This is a genomic window from Fluviispira multicolorata, assembly GCF_009208585.1.
In the GTDB taxonomy this organism is placed as follows: domain Bacteria; phylum Bdellovibrionota_B; class Oligoflexia; order Silvanigrellales; family Silvanigrellaceae; genus Silvanigrella; species Silvanigrella multicolorata.
On record NZ_WFLN01000007.1, the window covers coordinates 60,639 to 77,915 of the forward strand.

Consider the following 17,277-nt stretch of genomic DNA (forward strand, 5'->3'; position numbering starts at 1 on the left):
TTTAATGATTTTACTTTAAATTATGTTCTACTCATTTTTCTTTGGTTTTTATTTTGATAGATTTGAAAAATAGTATGTAAAATATAAATCCCAAGAGCTATCCAGACCAAACTAAAGCTAATCATTTTGCTAGAATCCACCTTTTCATTAAAGACAAAAATTGCTAATAATAATTGTCCTGTTGGTGCAATATATTGAAAAAATCCTACACTTGATAGTGGTAAGTATTTGCTCCCAGCAACAAAGAGCAATAAAGGCAAAGCTGTTATAATTCCACCGAGCATAAGTAAAAGACTGATATTTTCTGAAGTTAAAAATATCATTTTTTGGTTTAATGTAATATATATTAGATAACACAATGCAAATGGGAATAAGTATAAAGTTTCAACACTTAAACCAACAACCGAACTCACCGCAATTTTTTTTCTGACTAGAGTATATATTCCAAAAGTCGTAGCAAGTCCAAGACTGATCCAAGGTCCAGCTCCTAAAAACTGAGCAGAAAAAATTTGAATAGAAATGGCTCCGAGAGTCAAAATAAGAGAAATTTTTTGAATGAAAGTTAATTTTTCATTTAAGAAAAGAACTCCTAAAATAATATTTAATAATGGAGTCAAAAAGTAGCCAAGACTTGCTTCCATAATATAATTATTTAAAATTGCCCAAATAAAAATAAGCCAATTTGTAGAAATAAGAGCTGTTGTTATGAAAAGTAAATATCTATACTTTACAATTTTAATTGTTGCAAAAATTTGATTAAACTGCTTTTGAATTAATAATATAACTAACAAAAAAAGCAATGACCATATGGCTCTCTGGGCAAGTATTTCAAGTGGGCTTACTTGAGTTAACAGTTTAAAATAAAGGGGAGAGAGTCCCCAAATAACAAAGGCCGATAGGACTAAAACGATGCCTATTTTTGATGATGTTTGTGAAGAATCCACTGGTGCCTCATTTTGTAGTATCAACGATTAAAGCTTTAAAAATACAAAAGATTTTTTAAACCATTTTTAAATTATACGCTTAAAGAATTGAATTTATTATATATATATTGTAAACTAAAACAAGCTTCTTAAAATATTTTTTCATTTTTCATGAAAAATAACATTTTTAAAATAGGTTTATTTTTTATCTAAAATAAACTTGCATATATAATTTATTTTTTGTAATGTTAATTTTGTTATTTTATGTTTTTTTATTAATTATTGTTAGGTATTTTTAATATATGCGTTTATATAAAAAATTATTATTTAGTTTTTGCACATTGTCATTTGCAATTGCGGATTGTTCAGCTCAAGCTGATGAATCTACTGTTTCTTCCAATCGTATTTATTTTTCTTCTGGATATTTTGAAAATACTTTTAATTCCAATGAAGGTATGTCCTATTTCCCAATGAGCGTGTATGAAACGTACAATTGGGGATTTGAGAAACTTTCTTATGATAGCTCAAAATTATCAAGATTTTTTTCATGGTTAATTGGTGGGCAAATTTTGCCACTCTATGTTCATGGGGTTACTAACACTTCGTTTCACGAGTTTGGGCATGCCACTCGCGATCGTAGATACGGATTTAATGATATTTATTATAGACCTAATGATAGCTCTAAAACAGTAACCTCTTTCTTTTCTATGTTTTTTGAAAGATTTGCCACGCCTTTTGATGGAGCTTCAACAGGAGCTCCTAATAGAGGAACAGCAGATGATGAGGCAGATTTTGTCATATCAGCAGGTGGTATGAATAATGAGATCTTATTAAGTAAGCTTATTGCGGAACGTATCCATGAAAGAGGTGGTTCGGTACCTGATCTTAGTTATTATTTAAACTCTAAATTAGGGCCGTATGGATACTCCACATCAGATTCTAAAACAGGAGATCCTGAACGTCTTGTATCAGGTTATTCAAGATTAGGTAAAAATATAACTCGTAAAGATTTTCAAAATCACTATCTATTTAGCACTTTTGCCAGTGGAACATTTTATTCATTACTTTGGGGTAATATTGATTATTTAAGAAACTCTCAGCATCGTATTAAGCCATTATCTTTAGGCGGTTTTACATTACCGGATTTTTATACTTATTTAAACACCAAAGGGATTTCCACAGAAGCTGTATTGCATTATCAAGCAACTGAAAATATAAAGCTTGGTCTTTCCTATGAACGAATTTATGAAGGAGATTCTTACGATCAAATTTCTCCCGAAATTCTTTTTCAAATTAATAATCAATCTCATTATATTAAAAATTATTCATTAAAACCTCAACTTGTTATTGGAATAGAATCTGGCAGGGTTGATTTAGGTGGCAGTGTGCTTGTTGAAGCAACAACTCAATTGGATGTTGGAATGTTCTTAAAATACACTTATTATAATAAAAACACTCTATATGGAGAAAGAAACTCTCCTTTTGCTTCTCATTCAAACGAATTGTTGGCAGGCGCTTATTACGTCTTATAATTATTAAGTAGGAAAAATATTCCTACTTTTTTTTTAATTAAAACCTTCGATAACATTCTCATTAAATTAAAAATAATCCTTTTTAGCAAGCTTAGGAGATAGTTTAGTGAGATGTTTTAAATTCAAGATAAAAATTTCTATTTATTTAATCTTAATATCTTTTGTAGCTTCTGCAAAAGAGAATGATGAAAATTCAAACCGCTTTATAATCACGAATGGATATTTTGAAAATACTTTTAATTCCAATGAAGGTATGTCTTCTTTTCCCATGAGTATTTATGAAACATATGATTGGGGATTTCGCAAAATATCTTTAGATGGGAATGGGGTTGGTCGCTTTTTCTCTTGGTTTTTATCTGCATTATTTCAAGTTGCATATTTAGATCCTACCTATTTAAATTTAACTTACCATGAATTTGGTCATGCAACTCGTATGAGAAGTTTTGGCGCTAGCAATGTTTTCTATTATGTTGATGGTAATTTTACTGTGACAGCCAATTCATATTTTTCTTTGGTTATAAATCGAGCTTCTTACCCCAGCCAAAGTGCAGCAACATCTGGAAGTATTCCTGCGCAGAATTCGTCTACCGAAAATAGTCTTATTGTGACAGCTGGCGGAATGAATAATGAAATCTTATTGAGTAAAAATATAGCTGAAAAAATTTATGACAGAGGAGGCTCAGTCCCTGATTTTGCATTTTATTTTATGAATAAATTTGGTCCATATAGTTATTCAAAAATAAATCCCAATGAATTTCAGGGGGGAGACCCTGATAAAATAGAAACCTATTACGCAAATTTAGGTAAAAATATCTCACGAACCGATTTTCAACAAGCTTATTTATTTAGCATGCTTGCGAGTGGAACTTTTTACTCCCTATTATGGGGTGATTTAAAATATATTGGAACAGGGGAGCATAATATTAGTACATTGGAAATTTTTAATTTTTCGCTACCCGACTTTTCAGCATTTATTAATCCCAGAGGCTTGTCGATGGAAACAATGTTACATTATAGGGTCAATAAAAATATAAGTCTTGGCCTTGCTTACGAAACAGTTTATAAGGGAGACAGTTATAATCAAGTTAGCCCTCAAATTCGTTTAAGCTCTAAAGTTAACGGCGGTCTTTTTAGAAAAATATCAGCTAAGCCTCAATTGGTGATGGGTTTTTCAAATGGCTTAGACTTAGGTGGTAGTATTTTGTGTGAAGCTGAGGCTGAAACTGTGGGAGTTTTTTTAAAGTACACTTATTATAATAAGAATAATCTTTATGGGGAAAGAAATATTCCATTCATTGATAAACCGCATGAAGTATTAGGTGGAATTTATTTTAATATGAGATAAATAGAATTAAATTAAATTTTTTTGGCTAATATATTTTTTTCAAATTCATTCATTTTAATAAAAATATATAAGAGAGTGAAATAAAAACTGCTAAGAATAATTATAGATCTAAAATAAATATAATTTTCACTATTTTTTTGAAATAAATAATTATAAATAAAAATAAAAAAATCGCACTCAAAAGGAGTGCGATTTTAATTTTCATACAAAGCAAATAATTAAATTTAACTTTTTAATGAGATTAGCGGCGAAGATTGAGAGCTGCAATAATTTTTTGGTAACGAGCTTCTTCTTTACGCTTAACATAGTCAAGTAAGCTACGGCGTTGGCTAACAAGTGCAAGAAGTCCACGACGGCCTGCAAAGTCTTTAGCATGCTTACGGAAATGTTCAGTAAGTTGGTTAATACGAGCTGTTAAAAGTGCAACTTGCACTTCTGGTGAACCAGTGTCAGATTCGTGTGTGCGAAACTTAGCAATGATTTCTGCACGTTGTTCTGTAGTGATTTGCATGGAAAACCCTTTCTGGGATAAGACCCAAATGACTTAAAATACAGGAATAAACAAGTTTTGGTCCTCCATGCGATTGGGGCGCAAAACCGATTTCTTCCTAAATGGACAATCAGAGTCTGCTAGCTATCATTATTACTTTAGAAAGGCAATAAGAATGTCTTTAACATTGCGATCAGGATTTTCTTTTGGAGGCGCATTAAGCATGCTCTTTCCAGCAGATAAAATAAAGAATGAGCAATCATTTCTTGAAAATACAGATGAATATTGGATGAGCAAAGCTCTTGTAAAAAGTATGGAAAATGCTTCAATAGCGAATCCCAACCCATCTGTTGGCTGCCTTATTGTTAAAAATAATGAACTAATATCAAGTGGTTGCACTGAAATCTGGGGTGGAAGGCATGCAGAAAGCATAGCTTTTTCAAGACTCTCACCCGCTGATCTGTCTGGTTCAACTGTTTATGTAACTTTAGAACCTTGCACTCACGTGGGAAAGCAGCCTCCTTGTATTGAGCTGTTTAAAAATAAAGGCATTCAAAAAGTAGTGATAGCTAGTAAAGATCCAAATCCCCTTGTCGCTGGACAAGGTCTTATAAAATTAAAAGAAATGGGAATTGAGTGTGTTACGGGCGTGTTAATAAATGAGGTTCAAGCTTGGCTTGCGCCTTTTTTTGTCCAGCAAAAACACAAACGTCCTTTTATAGCACTCAAATGGGCTCAAACATTGGATGGTTGTTTAGCAGATGATAATAATGGCTGGCAATGGATTTCTGGAGAAAATTCGAGAAAATACACACATTGGTTGAGACAAAAATACGATGCTATTTTAATTGGGGTAGGAACTCTTTTAAATGATTTTCCGTCATTAGATATAAGAGAAATTCAACATCCAAATAAAAGAAACCCATTAAAAATGATATATGATCCATTTGGAAAAATATTTCAGTGTGATAAAATAGAACAAGAAAAATTAAAAGAAAAGACATTTAAAGAAGGAACGAAAAAAATAATTTTTATTAACTCTTCTGTTTTAGCAATTGAAAAAAGTAAAAAAAACGAATGGCTACAAAGTATAATTCAAAATAAAGATTTTTTAATTGTCCCATTAGGAGAGCAGAATCAGCCTCAATTTACAAAGTCCTTGCTTGAAAGTTTTCTCGGAAAAGAAATTGAGGATTTTTTAGGGAGGCCTTTACAAAGTGTGTTGGTTGAGGGGGGGGGGCGTCTTTTGAGCGCCTTTATAGAAGAGAAATGTTTTGATCTCATTCATATTTTTATTGCTCCTTTTTTTCTGGGCGGAGAAAAGCATAAACTATTTTCTTCGGCGCAAAAAGGATTCTTATCTTATCCATTAAAAGAAGTATCCACAGTTCAGAGATATATCATGAAGGTGCAAGAAAAATTAGGAGAAGATATTTTAATTGAATTGGTACAAAATGAAATGAATTAAATATGTGCGAAATCTGTGTTTATAAGACGATATCTTTTTGCAGGTCGATGGAAAATAATGGGAGCAATTTTATTTGTTGTTATTAATTTTATTTGATAATTGTTGCATTCCATGCGAATTTTAGTGTTTGATATCTTTGAGCAAATTCTAACAATTATTTCATCGTTAATTTCAATTGCACATAAAGTCTTGTGAATGCTGTCAATCTTATTTAAACTTCTCCATATAAAACCTACATAGTCCCCATAATTATAATAAGGGCTATTTACCTTATCTTCGATTGTTATAATTTCAGCATCACGGTAGCGGGATTTAAATAAGAGAATATCTGTGTATGCTTTGGACTCTTGATCTTCAAACTCATAAAATAATTTTGCGCATATTTCTTCGCTTATTGGGAAAGAGCCATTTCCTTCAAAGAACCAGTTCTCAGAGATTTTTACTCCTTCACTTAAAAATGCCTCAAATATTTTTCTCCCAGTTACTTTGGAGCGAACAATTGGACTTTCTTCGTATTGCTTAATTGAATTTGAAAGTATATTGTATTTTAAAGAAAAATATCTTTTTGTTTTGTTTAAGACTCCGACTCGAATGGAATAAGCTCTTAATCCAGCAGATTGTGTTAAGATTCTTTTTATGTCGGACATTGTCGATCCTTTTAATTTCTAAAAACAATAAAATATTTTTATAAGTATTAAGAATATGAATGTTTAAAAAAATAAAATATAAAATGACTGCAGTTTAATAATTATTTTAAATACAGTCGACTTCCAGTTTCTATTAAGCACTTTTCCATAGGAGTGTCCAAGTTCTGTGGAATAAAATCTTCACTAGCTTTGAATAATTTTAGTTAATTAGCAAAACTGAAAACAAATCAACTTATTCTACCAAAATAAAAAATCTATTTTATTAAATCAAAAAGAGATAAATTGTTTCACTTATATAAATTAATTGTATTTTGGGCAGAAAAATGAATATAGACTTATATTATTGAATTTGCTAACCATAATTATTTGAATTAGATAAAAAGCTGTGTTTTCAACTCTTATCCAATAATTACAATATATTATAATTATTGGATAAAATTAATATTTTTAAATATCGATTCGATTTTATGTATATTATTTATTTACTTTAAATAATTAAAATATTTATTTTAAATATTTACGAATGTTAAGTTTATAGAAAACATTCAATCATGAAAATGTTTAGGTTAAGTATCCGTTAATAAAGTAATTTTTATAAAATCATAAATATAATGTATTAATATTGTTTTATTAATTTTTTTTATGTAGTAGTTATTGAGAGTCAATATTGAAACGAATAGGTTTTACATACCGTATTTTAAGCGCTCTTCATAGGAATGCTTTCCTTCACTAAAACGAGTTTTTTTGGGGAGATTTTCATGGATGGAAATTTTATCAACCATCAGTCTGCAGTGACCGGAATTGTTAAAAAAGAGTTCTATAATCAAGAGCCTTTCGCATTTTCAAAACTTTCTTCTTTACTGATCCGTTTTTTGAACCAACTCAAGAAAAATGGGAAATCTTCAAATACAATAAGTGCGTATAGAAATGACTTAACGCTTTTTTGTGAATTTCTAGTTGAGAAACAAACAGGTCCGGATAATTACTCTTATCCTGCTCAAGAAAATTGGCTGCACTTTTTAAAAGAAAATGGGAGAAATTCTCAGTCGAGTGTTAGGCGTGCACAAATGAGTGTGCGTACATTTGTTCATTTTCTTGTATCTGAAAAAGTAATTCAAGGTTCCCCCTTTTTAGAATCAAAATCTCCGAAACAGCCCGTCTCAATTTTATTAACTGTTCCCCATGAAAAATATTTAAATTTAAGTAGAACATTAAAGCATTTAGCTTACAGTAAAGATGAAAAAGCAATTCGCGATTGGACTCTTATTCTAATATTAGGTGAATGTGGTTTAAAAGCTTCCGAAGCTGCTAATTTATCTTGGGGCGATGTTTGGCCAGAACTTGAAGAGCCGACTTCTGAAATTTCGATTGCCGGATGTCTAAAAGTTACAGGAAATAATGAAAGACTTGTTCCTTATCATCTTGAAGTTGCAACCGCTTTGTCAATGCTTAAAGATGCAAGAGAGCAAATGGGCTTGACAACAGAGCTTGATGATAAATTATTTTTTGGGTATCTAAATGTAAGTCGTAAAACACGTACTAATTTCTTGCACAGACATGGAATAAAGTTTGTTATCTATGAAGTTTGTTCAGAAATCTTAGGAGTTCCTTATAATTCTGAAAGTTTAAGAAATCATGCAATATTACGATGGCTTGCTAAGGGCATTGAAAATGAAAAAGTAGCAAGTTTGGCTGGTTACTCTTCGTTGCATTCCCTTGAGAGATTTTTAAATAGTAGAGAAAAGAAAAAAACAAGTTCTAGAAAGATAAAAACCAAAGAATAGTTGGTATTTATTATGGACCAAAATATTCGTATTGTTTCTTTAGTCCCAAGTTTAACAGAGACCTTATGCGATTTTGGTATGCAGAATAATATTAAGGGATGCACAAAATTTTGTGTATCTCCAAAAATATTACGCAAAAGTGCTCTCGCGGTTGGCGGTACTAAAGACCCAGATATTGATAAAATAATTTTTTTAAAGCCAACACATATCATTATAAATCAAGAAGAAAATACTCCTGAAGTAAGACAAATGCTATTTGAAAGAATTGATAAATCTTCGACTATGATTATCGATACTTTTCCGAAAAATATTTATGATGTTATTCCTCTTGTTCAGAACTTAGGAGAAATATTTTCGTGTCAAGATTATGTGCATGAATGGGTTCAGAAAGTGGAATATCTTTTAAAAAAATGTAAAACAGTGGAATCTCCCCAAATTTTATTTATGTATTTTATTTGGCGAAATCCTTGGATGATTGCAGGCGATAAAACTTATATTTCTTCAATGTTAAATTTGGTTGGATTTAAAAATACTGTAATCACAGGCGAAGAAATGAATTTAAGATATCCTGTTGTAAAAGAAGAAAATTTTTCAAATTTGAAATCTACTGATGTTTTTATGTTCAGTTCTGAACCCTTTCCTTTTAAAAAACGGCATATCGAAGAATTTTATCAGTGTTTTAACATAAAAAATAAACACTTTTTAAGAGTAGATGGCCAGAATTTAAGCTGGTATGGCACTCGATCGCTTAAATGTTTAGAGTACTTGAGAGAACTCAAATTGGAGTTTTTAAAAGAACAAAACATTTAGCAAAAGGATTCTTTTTTATAATGAAGTATTTAAGAAATCTAGTTTTATTCATATTTATAAGTATAACTACCTATGCTTCGGCGTTTGAATCTACCTATTTTGTTATCAATTGCAATGACGGTGACACCTGTCGATTAAGAAATACTGATAATATAAATATAAAAATAAGACTTATTTCTATCGATGCCCCCGAAATAGCTCAAGGTAAAAAGAAAAAGGGACAACCTATGGGGACTGAAAGTAAAATCTTTCTCAATTCTTTAATCAAAGGAAAATCAGTAAAGGTTAAGAACTATAGTCAAGATCATTTTGGTAGAAATTTATCAGAACTTTTTTTAGATAATATTAATATCAATTTAAAAATGGTAGCAAGTGGTATGGCTGAAGTTTATCATGGTAAAATAAATCCAGAAGTTTCAATCGAAAAATATAATATTGCAGAGAAAAAGGCAAAAAAAATTAAGCTTGGTATTTGGTCTTTGCCAGATTATGAAAGTCCTTCTCAATGGCGAAAAAATAATAAAAAATAACTTAAGAGATTGTTTTTAATTTTTCAATTATGGCTTGAATAATATTTGTAGGAATACCTGTTTTTTTTGAAACTGTCTGGATATTTTCATTTAAAAGTTCATTTAAATTTGGAAAACTCTCAAGAAGTTTTTTTCTTCTCTTAGATCCAAGGCCTTTCACGTCTGTAATAATAGACTTTATACTCAATTTATCTCTTTTCTTTCTGTGGAAAGTGATGGCAAATCTATGAGCTTCATCACGCATTTGAGTAACAAGTCTATATTCTAGAGAACCATTCGTTAATATAATGGTATCAGGTGAAGAGTTTGGCAGGATTTCATTTAAAGAATTTCTTTTTGGAACAATTAGTCTTTCTAGGCTTTGTTCAATATCTTTGTGGTAAAATTTATTTTTAATTCGTGATTTTGCAATGCCAATCACTGGTATGGTTTTTAATCCTAAAGAATGAAGCATCCATGCAACTTCACGAATCTGTGGAGCTCCTCCATCTATTATAATTAAACTGGGAAGGTGAGACTTTTCATTTTCTTTGAATCTTCTGCGAATAACTTCTCTTAGACTTGCAAAATCATCATTATGTCCAATAGTTTCTTTAATAATATATTTTTTATAATCTTTTTTTGAGGCTTTTCCATTTTTAAAAACAACTTGAGCCGCTACAGTCTGTGCTCCTTGAAAAGTAGAGATATCATAGCACTCAATATTTATGGGCAGTGATGCTAAATTCAAAAATTTCATTAGAGATGTAAGCATTTTATTGCTGAATTCATCAATTTTTGATTGCTCATGAAACTTATTTTCTGCATTTTGATATGATAATTTGACTAAATCTACTATTTTTTTTATTAATATCTTATCTTTAATTTTATTTATACTAAAATAATCTTCACTTTTAATGGAGAATATTTGTTCGTTTTTACTATTGTCATCGTTATTTTTTTTGTTAATTAAAAATTCGTTGATTAAATTAACATCATCTATACTAAAAATTTCAAAAGTTTTATCGAATAATATGCTTTTAGGAATGAATTTTTTTTCATAATATTGACTTAAAAATGCTGTATAAATTCTAGATTTTTCTTTTAAAATTGGGTTTAACTCATCTTCATTTGTAGGTTCTTCTATTAAATGTTCAACCACATTCGGATATCCTCCAATAACTTTTCCATCTCGAATGTTTGTTACATAAAAGGTGACGAGTTCTTCATTCCAATATGATCCAATTATATCTAACTCAATTTCTGTATTTAAATTAACTGATTGTTGACTTAAGAGAGCTTCAAGTGCTTTGAGTTGTTCTCTATAGAGAGCCGCTTTTTCAAACTCTAATTCTTTAGCTGCATTTAACATGTTCTCTTTTATATTTTTAGAAATATCCTTAAATTTCCCATTTAATATATTTATTACCGAATTTAAATGCGAAAAATATTCTTCTTTTTTTACAGGTAATTTACAAGGGCCTAAACATCTTTTTATATCATAATAGTTGCATGGACGAGTAACTGTTTTAAAAAATGTAGGAGTGCATTTAACAAGTGGAAAAAAACGATTGAAAACTCCCATGAGCTGTTGAATTTGTCCTGAAATAGAATAAGGGCCAAAGTAAAGAGCCCCATCTTTTTTTCTTTTTCTTGTGGTCATCACTCGAGGCCAATCTTCGTGCATATCTATTCTAATATAAGGATAAGTTTTATCATCCCTTAATAAAATATTATAATTAGGTTGATTGTGTTTGATAAGATTGCATTCAAGAATTAAAGATTCATATTCATTTTCTGTTACGATAATTTCAAAATCAAAAACTCTTTCAACCAGAGCTCTTGTTTTTGGTGTTTGCCGATCTAATGAAGTAAAATAGCTCTTGAGTCTTGAATTGAGATTTTTTGCTTTGCCAACATAAAGAATTTCGCCTTCGTTTCCTTTATGTAGATAGACCCCTGGTTTTTGTGGAACATGTGAAAGCTTTTCTCGAAGAAGAGCTAAACGCATTTCGAGGCTTATTTTTTGCGGAGCTTGAAAATTCATTCGTGACTTTTCTTTCGTTAAGGTTTATCTCTTTGCTAAGGATGCAATCCTACTTTCGCAGGGTCACTTTACTTTTCCTTGAGGAAGGTGTCATGCTTACCTTTTATCAAACTTTTTATGGGACTTTTTATTGTGACTGAACCTACAAAGATAGCCATTAACTCAGATTCCTTTATATATGCGGTTCATCAGGCTTTTGAAGCACGATCCAAAGCCAACGGTGATTTTAACTCTCACCTCCGATTTGAACCGTTCTTAATTGGCTCATGGACTTCGCCTGAGTCTTATGATTTTTCGTCGTTCAAAACACTTTTAAGTGACATCATTGCCCATCATATTAAAGTTTTACCCCATTTTAATCGCAATGAAACCGTAACCTTAGAAAACATTGCTTGGTTCTCTCATTCTATTGCAGCACTGTTTGCAGATATTGAATTTATGCTTGTTTCTTATACAGGTTTTGGTTTGCCTAAACTGTTAAGTGGCAATTTACCAAAAGCAACTAGTAGCAAGAACATTGTTTTTGCTCTTAAAAAATATCAAAATTATATTGCTTTAGATTCAGAAGAGCCAAGAGAGCCATTTTCATTGTTTCCTTTATTATCAGAATCTGAAGAAGCTTTAGATGAGCATTATGTTCAAGAAATTTGGAGTCTCATCGCTTCTATTGCTAAAAAATATTTAGATTCCTACTTCGAATTATTTTCTTCTTATGCACTCTGGAAATACACCGCAAAAGAAGTCTTTGTTGAAGCAATTGATTGGAATGTGCGTCCTCCCTGCGGAATCGCTTATAGAAAGCAATTTAAAGAACTTTTTGATAGAGAGCGTGAAGAGCGAAATGCACGTCGCAATGAAAAACATTCGCAAAGAAAAGGTGATAAAGACAAGTCAAGCTTTAAAAAAGAGGATAGAAAACCTCATTACACACAAAAAATAGATAAAAATGACATGGTTGAAAAGCCTAAAATAAGTTCTGATCTAAGCACATCTACGACTGAAAAACTATCTTTTGTAATAGAGAACTCTGCACAAGTTCCTGAAAAACCACGTTTTGAGGGGAAAATGCAAACACGTTCTGCTGTTGCGCAACAACAAAATGTTTTTCAAGGTGCAAGCAGCAATCCTCTCGAACCTAAAAACCAGCAAAATCTTGAAGATGCCTTGCATGAGGTGAGTAAAGCTGTTCAGAAAATGCTTAAAAACAAGAGTATTCCTGAAATAAGTCTAAACCCTCAAAATTCGTTTGTGCGTCGCCAACAGCATGTCGTTATATCTGAAGCTGGTTTCGATACAGAAAGTCGTGGTGATGCACGCAATCGTCATGTGTGTATTAAGAGAAAAGATTAAAGATCTTTCATAGTATAGAGCACTCTGCTGCCAAGAAACTCATATGTATCCTTTGACACCCTAGTTAGAATAAGTAATCTCAATCTGACTTAGTGGTGTTTTTTTATGTAATAAACAATCCTTCTCGGAGGACTAAAGTGAAAATACTTGTTCTTGCTAAACATGTTCCAGACACTGAAACCGTTATAAAAATTTCTGGTGGTGGTAAAACTATTGATGAATCTGATTTTAAATACATGGTTAATCCTTGCGATGAATATGCAATGGAAGAAGCTATTCGCACTCAAGACAAACACAAAGGTGAAAGTGTTGTCGTCAGTGTAGGACCTGCACGTGCTCAAGAAACTATTCGTAAAGCTCTTGCAATGGGACTCGATCGAGGAGTGTGGATTAACACCGAGGGGTACTCAGGTGGGCTTGACTCTTATTCTGTTGCTCTTGCAATTTCAAAAGTTGTAGCCGAAGAAAAACCAGATGTTATTTTTGCTGGTCTCAACACTATTGATGAAGGTGCAGGAAATGTAGGTCCTATGGTTGCTGAGTTTGCTGGAATGCCAAGTCTTGTTAATATTTCAAAACTTGAATGGCAAAATGAAGGTAAATCTGTACGGGCTGAAAGAGATGTTGAAAGTGGTATTGTTGAAATCTATGAGGCAAAAACTCCCTTGCTGATTGCCCCTCACCAAAACTTAAATGATCCTCGGTTTCCATCTCTCCCAGGAATTATGAAGGCAAAAAAGAAGCCAATTGCAGAAAAAAAAGCTGCTGATCTTATCACTGATAAACCAAAAGTAGAAGTTCGCACATATAAACTTCCTCCTGAAAAGGCTCCTGGGAAAATCTTTAAAGGTAAACCAGTTGAAGAGATGGTGACAGAAGTGGTCAAATTACTGCGTTCAGAAGCTAAGGTTATATAAGGGGAAGAAAATGACTCATAAAGTTCTTGTTTATGCTGAAGTGAGAAATGGAAAGCTTAAATCTACGGCTGGAGAAACCCTCGCAGAAGCAAGAAAAATGCTTGCCGGAAAATCTGAAAATCTACATGCCGTTCTTTTAGGTGAGGGGTGTGAGCAACATGCTAAAACTCTGGCAACTTTTGGAGCTTCTAAAATTTATGTAGTTGACACTCCTGATACAAATACATATCAGGGTGAACCTACTATCCAGGCATTAACTCAAATTATCCAAAAAAATGGTTATACAGTTGTCGTTGGACCCGCATCTCCAACAGGTCGAGATTTTTTTCCAAGGTTATCTATTCGCAACAAGGGAGCTATGCTCACTGATGTCGTTGGTTTTTCTCTTGATGGAGATTCAGTTGTTTCTGATATTCCAATGTATTTAGGTAAATGTGCAAAACAAGCCGTGTCAGCAGCGTCTATTACGTTTGTTACTCTCAGACCTAATGTGCGTCCATCTGAGATAGTTGATGCCAATGCGCAAGCCAATGTTGAAAAATTCTCAGTGGAGTTTGATCGTGCGAAAATAACTTCCAAAGTTGTTGAAGTACGTAAAGGAGCAGGAGAACGTCCTGATTTAACCGAAGCAAATATTATTATTTCAGGTGGTCGTGCGATTGCAAGCAAAGATAATTTTAAAATTCTTTTTGAATGTGCAGATGCTGTGCATGGATCCGTTGGGGCTTCACGTGCTGCAGTTGATTCGGGTTATGCTCCCTATGAAATGCAGGTTGGGCAAACAGGAAAGACTGTAAATCCAGGTCTTTATGTGGCTTGTGGAATTTCAGGTTCTATTCAGCACCTTTCTGGTATGAGAACATCAAAGTGCATTGTTGCCATTAACACCGATGTTGATGCCCCTATTTTTCAAAAAGCAGACTTTGGAATCGTTGCTGATCTTTTCCAAGCTGTACCAATATTAACAAGAGAATTTAAGAAGTTGATGGAATAAGAATCTAAGCACCTTATACTCATCCTTTTCTCTTGCAACTCTTAAAGTTTTGTATTATCGCTTTGCTCTCACGCCCAAATTGCACCTTTTTTTGGGCTGATTGTTCCATTTTATGAGGAAAGAACCATGGCAAAGAAAGTCGTAGGACTTATTAAGCTCCAAATTAAAGGCGCTCAAGCAACTGCAGCGCCACCTGTTGGTCCAGCTTTGGGTCAGCGCGGTGTTAATATCGCAATGTTTGTTAAAGAATTTAACGCTCGTACGCAAAAGCAACCTGGCGTTGTTCTTCCAACAATCATTACAGTTTATTCTGATAAATCCTTTACATTTATCACAAAAACTCCACCTGCAAGTGTTCTTCTTAAGCAAGCTGCTAAGCTTGAATCTGCAAGTAAAACTCCAGGTAAAGCAATTGCTGGTTCTGTAACAGATAAGCAAGTTGAAGAAATTGCAAAAACAAAACTTCCTGACTTGAACTGCTACGATCTTGAAACAGCAAAAAGCCTTATTAAAGGTTCCGCTCGTTCTATGGGAATTGAAGTTAAAGCTTAAATTTTTCGAGGGAGGCTTTAAAAGCCGATGAACCTCAAAGGAATATATTATGGCAAGAAAAATTAGTAAAAAATTAAAAGCTGCTTCTGCTAAATTTAATGCAGAAAAGTCTTATAATTTAACAGAAGCAAGTGTGCTTCTTAAAGAAATTTCATATGCAAAATTCGATGAAACAGTTGAAATTGCTATGAATCTTGGTGTCGATCCTCGTCATGCCGATCAAAACGTGCGCGGCGCGGTTGTTCTTCCTCACGGTCTTGGCAAAAAGGTGCGTGTTTTAGTATTTGCTAAGGGCGAAAAAATCCGCGAAGCTGAAGAAGCTGGCGCAGATTTTGTTGGTGGTGAAGAGCTTGCACAAAAAATTCAAGGTGGCTGGCTCGATTTCGAAGCTGCCATTGCAACTCCAGACATGATGGGTCTCGTGGGTCGTCTTGGCCGTATCCTTGCTCCTCGTGGACTTATGCCAAATCCAAAAGTTGGTACTGTAACTCAAGATCTTAAAAATGCAGTTAAAGAAGCTAAAGCTGGCCGTGTTGAATTTAAAGTCAACAAAGCTGGAATTATTCAAGCTCCTGTAGGAAAAGTTTCTTTTGAAGCAAGTAAAATCGAAGAAAATGCAAAAGCATTTGTCGACGCAATTGTTAAAGCTAAACCAGCAGCTGCTAAAGGCACATATATCAAGTCTGCTTATGTAAGCTCCACAATGAGCCCATCTGTTCGTCTTGAAACTGCTGAGTTCAAAATATAAATTTTTAGTTTCGTAAGGGTCTAAGACTGCTGGTTATTCTGCACTGTGCAGATATGTAAATCCCGCATAGACTTTGGCCCCTGCGGTTTATCAACCTCGTAATTCCATTTTGCCTGTGGGAATACGATTAACTTAGGGGAGGCATTCTCTTGGATCGTAACGCTAAACTTCAGTGGCGTAATAGTGTAGTCGAAGCTCTCGACAAATCTAGCGCCGTGTTCCTAGCCAATTACTCAGGGATGACAGTTGAAGAGCTTACGACTATGCGTCGTGAACTCAAAGCAGTTAACGCTGACTTTCACGTAGTCAAAAATACAATTGCTCAAAAAGCAGTTGAAGGCAGAGATGAAAATGTCATTTCTGATCTTTTCGTTGGTCAAACCGGCGTTGTTTTTGCATACGGTGATGTTGCCGCTGCTGCAAAAGCATTTTCTGAGTCCGCAAAGAAATTTGAAAAGCTCAAAATCACAGGTGGATATATGGAAAAATCCGCCTTGACTCCTGCAGCAGTTCAAAATCTAGCATCTTTGCCATCTCGCGATGTGCTTATTGGTCAAATTATCGGCTCAATGGTTGCTCCACACCGTGGACTTCTCAATGTGCTTAATGGTGTGCCTAGAAACTTGGTTCAAGTTCTCAATGCCATCAAAGATAAAAAGGCGAGCTAATTATAGCTGTTAACTTGTGTTTTAATTTTGTGTTTAATCTATTAGTTTCGCTATTGAAACTAGAAAATTTATAAGGGCTTTACAATGTCTATTACTAAAGAACAATTCATTTCCTACATCGAAAACCTCACTCTTATTCAAGCTGCTGAACTTGTTAAAGAACTCGAAGACAAATTTGGCGTATCTGCAGCAGCTCCTGTTGCTATGATGGCAGCAGCTCCTGCAGCAGCAGCAGCAGCTGAACAAACTGAATTTGAAGTTATTCTTAAAGCAGCTGGCGACAAAAAGCTTGACGTTATTAAGGAAGTTCGTGCTATCACTGGTCTTGGTCTTAAAGAAGCTAAAGATCTTGTTGAAGGCGCGCCAAAATCTCTTAAAGCTGGCGTTACTAAAGCTGAATCTGAAGAAATCAAAAAGAAACTTACAGCAGTTGGTGCAGCTGTTGAAGTTAAATAATAAACGCGACTCTTTACTGAGTTTAGTTTATTAAGAG

At 33.2% G+C, this 17,277-nt stretch carries 17 protein-coding genes; 13 read left to right on the top strand and 4 right to left on the bottom strand.

Translation table 11 applies throughout. The annotated features are described in order from the left end of the window. Positions 1 to 20: 20 nt before the first annotated feature. Positions 21 to 944: an EamA family transporter RarD gene (gene rarD, locus GCL57_RS09240; RefSeq protein WP_161597679.1), complete on the bottom strand. Its 924-nt coding sequence runs from the start codon at positions 942 to 944 to the stop codon at positions 21 to 23. Between the two features lie 281 nt (positions 945 to 1,225). Between rarD and GCL57_RS09245 the strand changes: the two genes are divergently transcribed. Together GCL57_RS09245 and GCL57_RS09250 are read left to right on the top strand one after the other, a co-directional pair. Next, positions 1,226 to 2,455 (top strand): hypothetical protein, encoded by a 1,230-nt coding sequence (locus GCL57_RS09245; protein WP_152213072.1) that lies wholly within the window; start codon positions 1,226 to 1,228, stop codon positions 2,453 to 2,455. 106 nt (positions 2,456 to 2,561) lie between these two features. After that, positions 2,562 to 3,800, top strand: a complete 1,239-nt coding sequence (locus GCL57_RS09250) for a hypothetical protein (RefSeq protein ID WP_152213073.1) — start codon at positions 2,562 to 2,564, stop codon at positions 3,798 to 3,800. Between the two features lie 241 nt (positions 3,801 to 4,041). Here GCL57_RS09250 and rpsO read toward each other — a convergent pair whose 3' ends face one another. Then, positions 4,042 to 4,311: a 30S ribosomal protein S15 gene (rpsO, locus tag GCL57_RS09255; protein WP_130610747.1), complete on the bottom strand. Its 270-nt coding sequence runs from the start codon at positions 4,309 to 4,311 to the stop codon at positions 4,042 to 4,044. Positions 4,312 to 4,465: 154 nt separating this feature from the next. Here rpsO and ribD point away from each other — a divergent pair, with 154 nt between their 5' ends. Further along, positions 4,466 to 5,758 carry a bifunctional diaminohydroxyphosphoribosylaminopyrimidine deaminase/5-amino-6-(5-phosphoribosylamino)uracil reductase RibD gene (gene ribD, locus GCL57_RS09260; RefSeq protein WP_161597680.1) on the top strand — a complete coding sequence of 431 codons (1,293 nt, stop codon included), beginning with the start codon at positions 4,466 to 4,468 and terminating at the stop codon, positions 5,756 to 5,758. Here ribD and GCL57_RS09265 read toward each other — a convergent pair. Then, positions 5,755 to 6,405 (bottom strand): hypothetical protein, encoded by a 651-nt coding sequence (locus GCL57_RS09265; protein WP_152213075.1) that lies wholly within the window; start codon positions 6,403 to 6,405, stop codon positions 5,755 to 5,757. The two genes, ribD and GCL57_RS09265, sit on opposite strands and share 4 nt — an antisense overlap. 758 nt (positions 6,406 to 7,163) lie before the next feature. On the opposite strand from GCL57_RS09265, the gene GCL57_RS09270 reads away from it, so the two are divergent. Genes GCL57_RS09270 through GCL57_RS09280 form a run of 3 tightly spaced genes read left to right on the top strand, consistent with a single transcriptional unit; the run spans position 7,164 to position 9,529 of the window. Beyond that, entirely contained in the window at positions 7,164 to 8,189 is a 1,026-nt protein-coding gene (locus tag GCL57_RS09270) for a tyrosine-type recombinase/integrase (RefSeq protein ID WP_161597681.1), read from the top strand. Positions 8,190 to 8,201: 12 nt separating this feature from the next. Then, a complete protein-coding gene (locus tag GCL57_RS09275; RefSeq protein WP_152213077.1) occupies positions 8,202 to 8,999 on the top strand; it encodes an ABC transporter substrate-binding protein in 798 nt (265 codons plus the stop codon). A gap of 20 nt (positions 9,000 to 9,019) precedes the next feature. Further along, the gene (locus GCL57_RS09280) at positions 9,020 to 9,529 is read left to right on the top strand and encodes a thermonuclease family protein (RefSeq protein ID WP_161597682.1); all 510 of its coding nucleotides are present in this window, start codon (positions 9,020 to 9,022) and stop codon (positions 9,527 to 9,529) included. Between the two features lies 1 nt (position 9,530). Here the strand turns inward: GCL57_RS09280 and uvrC are convergent, their stop codons facing one another. After that, the gene (uvrC, locus tag GCL57_RS09285) at positions 9,531 to 11,555 is read right to left on the bottom strand and encodes an excinuclease ABC subunit UvrC (RefSeq protein ID WP_152213079.1); all 2,025 of its coding nucleotides are present in this window, start codon (positions 11,553 to 11,555) and stop codon (positions 9,531 to 9,533) included. A gap of 132 nt (positions 11,556 to 11,687) precedes the next feature. Here uvrC and GCL57_RS09290 point away from each other — a divergent pair, with 132 nt between their 5' ends. The 7 genes from GCL57_RS09290 (at position 11,688) to rplL (ending at position 17,240) form a co-directional block, all read left to right on the top strand. Beyond that, a complete protein-coding gene (locus tag GCL57_RS09290) occupies positions 11,688 to 12,905 on the top strand; it encodes a R3H domain-containing nucleic acid-binding protein (RefSeq protein WP_161597683.1) in 1,218 nt (405 codons plus the stop codon). A 137-nt stretch (positions 12,906 to 13,042) separates the two neighbouring features. Continuing rightward, positions 13,043 to 13,822 (top strand): electron transfer flavoprotein subunit beta/FixA family protein, encoded by a 780-nt coding sequence (locus tag GCL57_RS09295; RefSeq protein ID WP_152213081.1) that lies wholly within the window; start codon positions 13,043 to 13,045, stop codon positions 13,820 to 13,822. Between the two features lie 10 nt (positions 13,823 to 13,832). After that, positions 13,833 to 14,816: an electron transfer flavoprotein subunit alpha/FixB family protein gene (locus GCL57_RS14985; protein WP_152213082.1), complete on the top strand. Its 984-nt coding sequence runs from the start codon at positions 13,833 to 13,835 to the stop codon at positions 14,814 to 14,816. Between the two features lie 126 nt (positions 14,817 to 14,942). Further along, on the top strand, positions 14,943 to 15,368 hold the full coding sequence (rplK, locus tag GCL57_RS09305; protein WP_152213083.1) for a 50S ribosomal protein L11: 426 nt from the start codon (positions 14,943 to 14,945) through the stop codon (positions 15,366 to 15,368). Between the two features lie 49 nt (positions 15,369 to 15,417). Next, positions 15,418 to 16,116 carry a 50S ribosomal protein L1 gene (rplA, locus tag GCL57_RS09310; RefSeq protein WP_152213084.1) on the top strand — a complete coding sequence of 233 codons (699 nt, stop codon included), beginning with the start codon at positions 15,418 to 15,420 and terminating at the stop codon, positions 16,114 to 16,116. A gap of 149 nt (positions 16,117 to 16,265) precedes the next feature. Further along, positions 16,266 to 16,784 (top strand): 50S ribosomal protein L10, encoded by a 519-nt coding sequence (rplJ, locus tag GCL57_RS09315; RefSeq protein ID WP_161597684.1) that lies wholly within the window; start codon positions 16,266 to 16,268, stop codon positions 16,782 to 16,784. A gap of 84 nt (positions 16,785 to 16,868) precedes the next feature. Further along, complete coding sequence (gene rplL, locus GCL57_RS09320) at positions 16,869 to 17,240, top strand: 50S ribosomal protein L7/L12 (RefSeq protein WP_170271531.1); 372 nt, start codon at positions 16,869 to 16,871, stop codon at positions 17,238 to 17,240. The last annotated feature ends 37 nt before the right edge of the window (positions 17,241 to 17,277 follow it).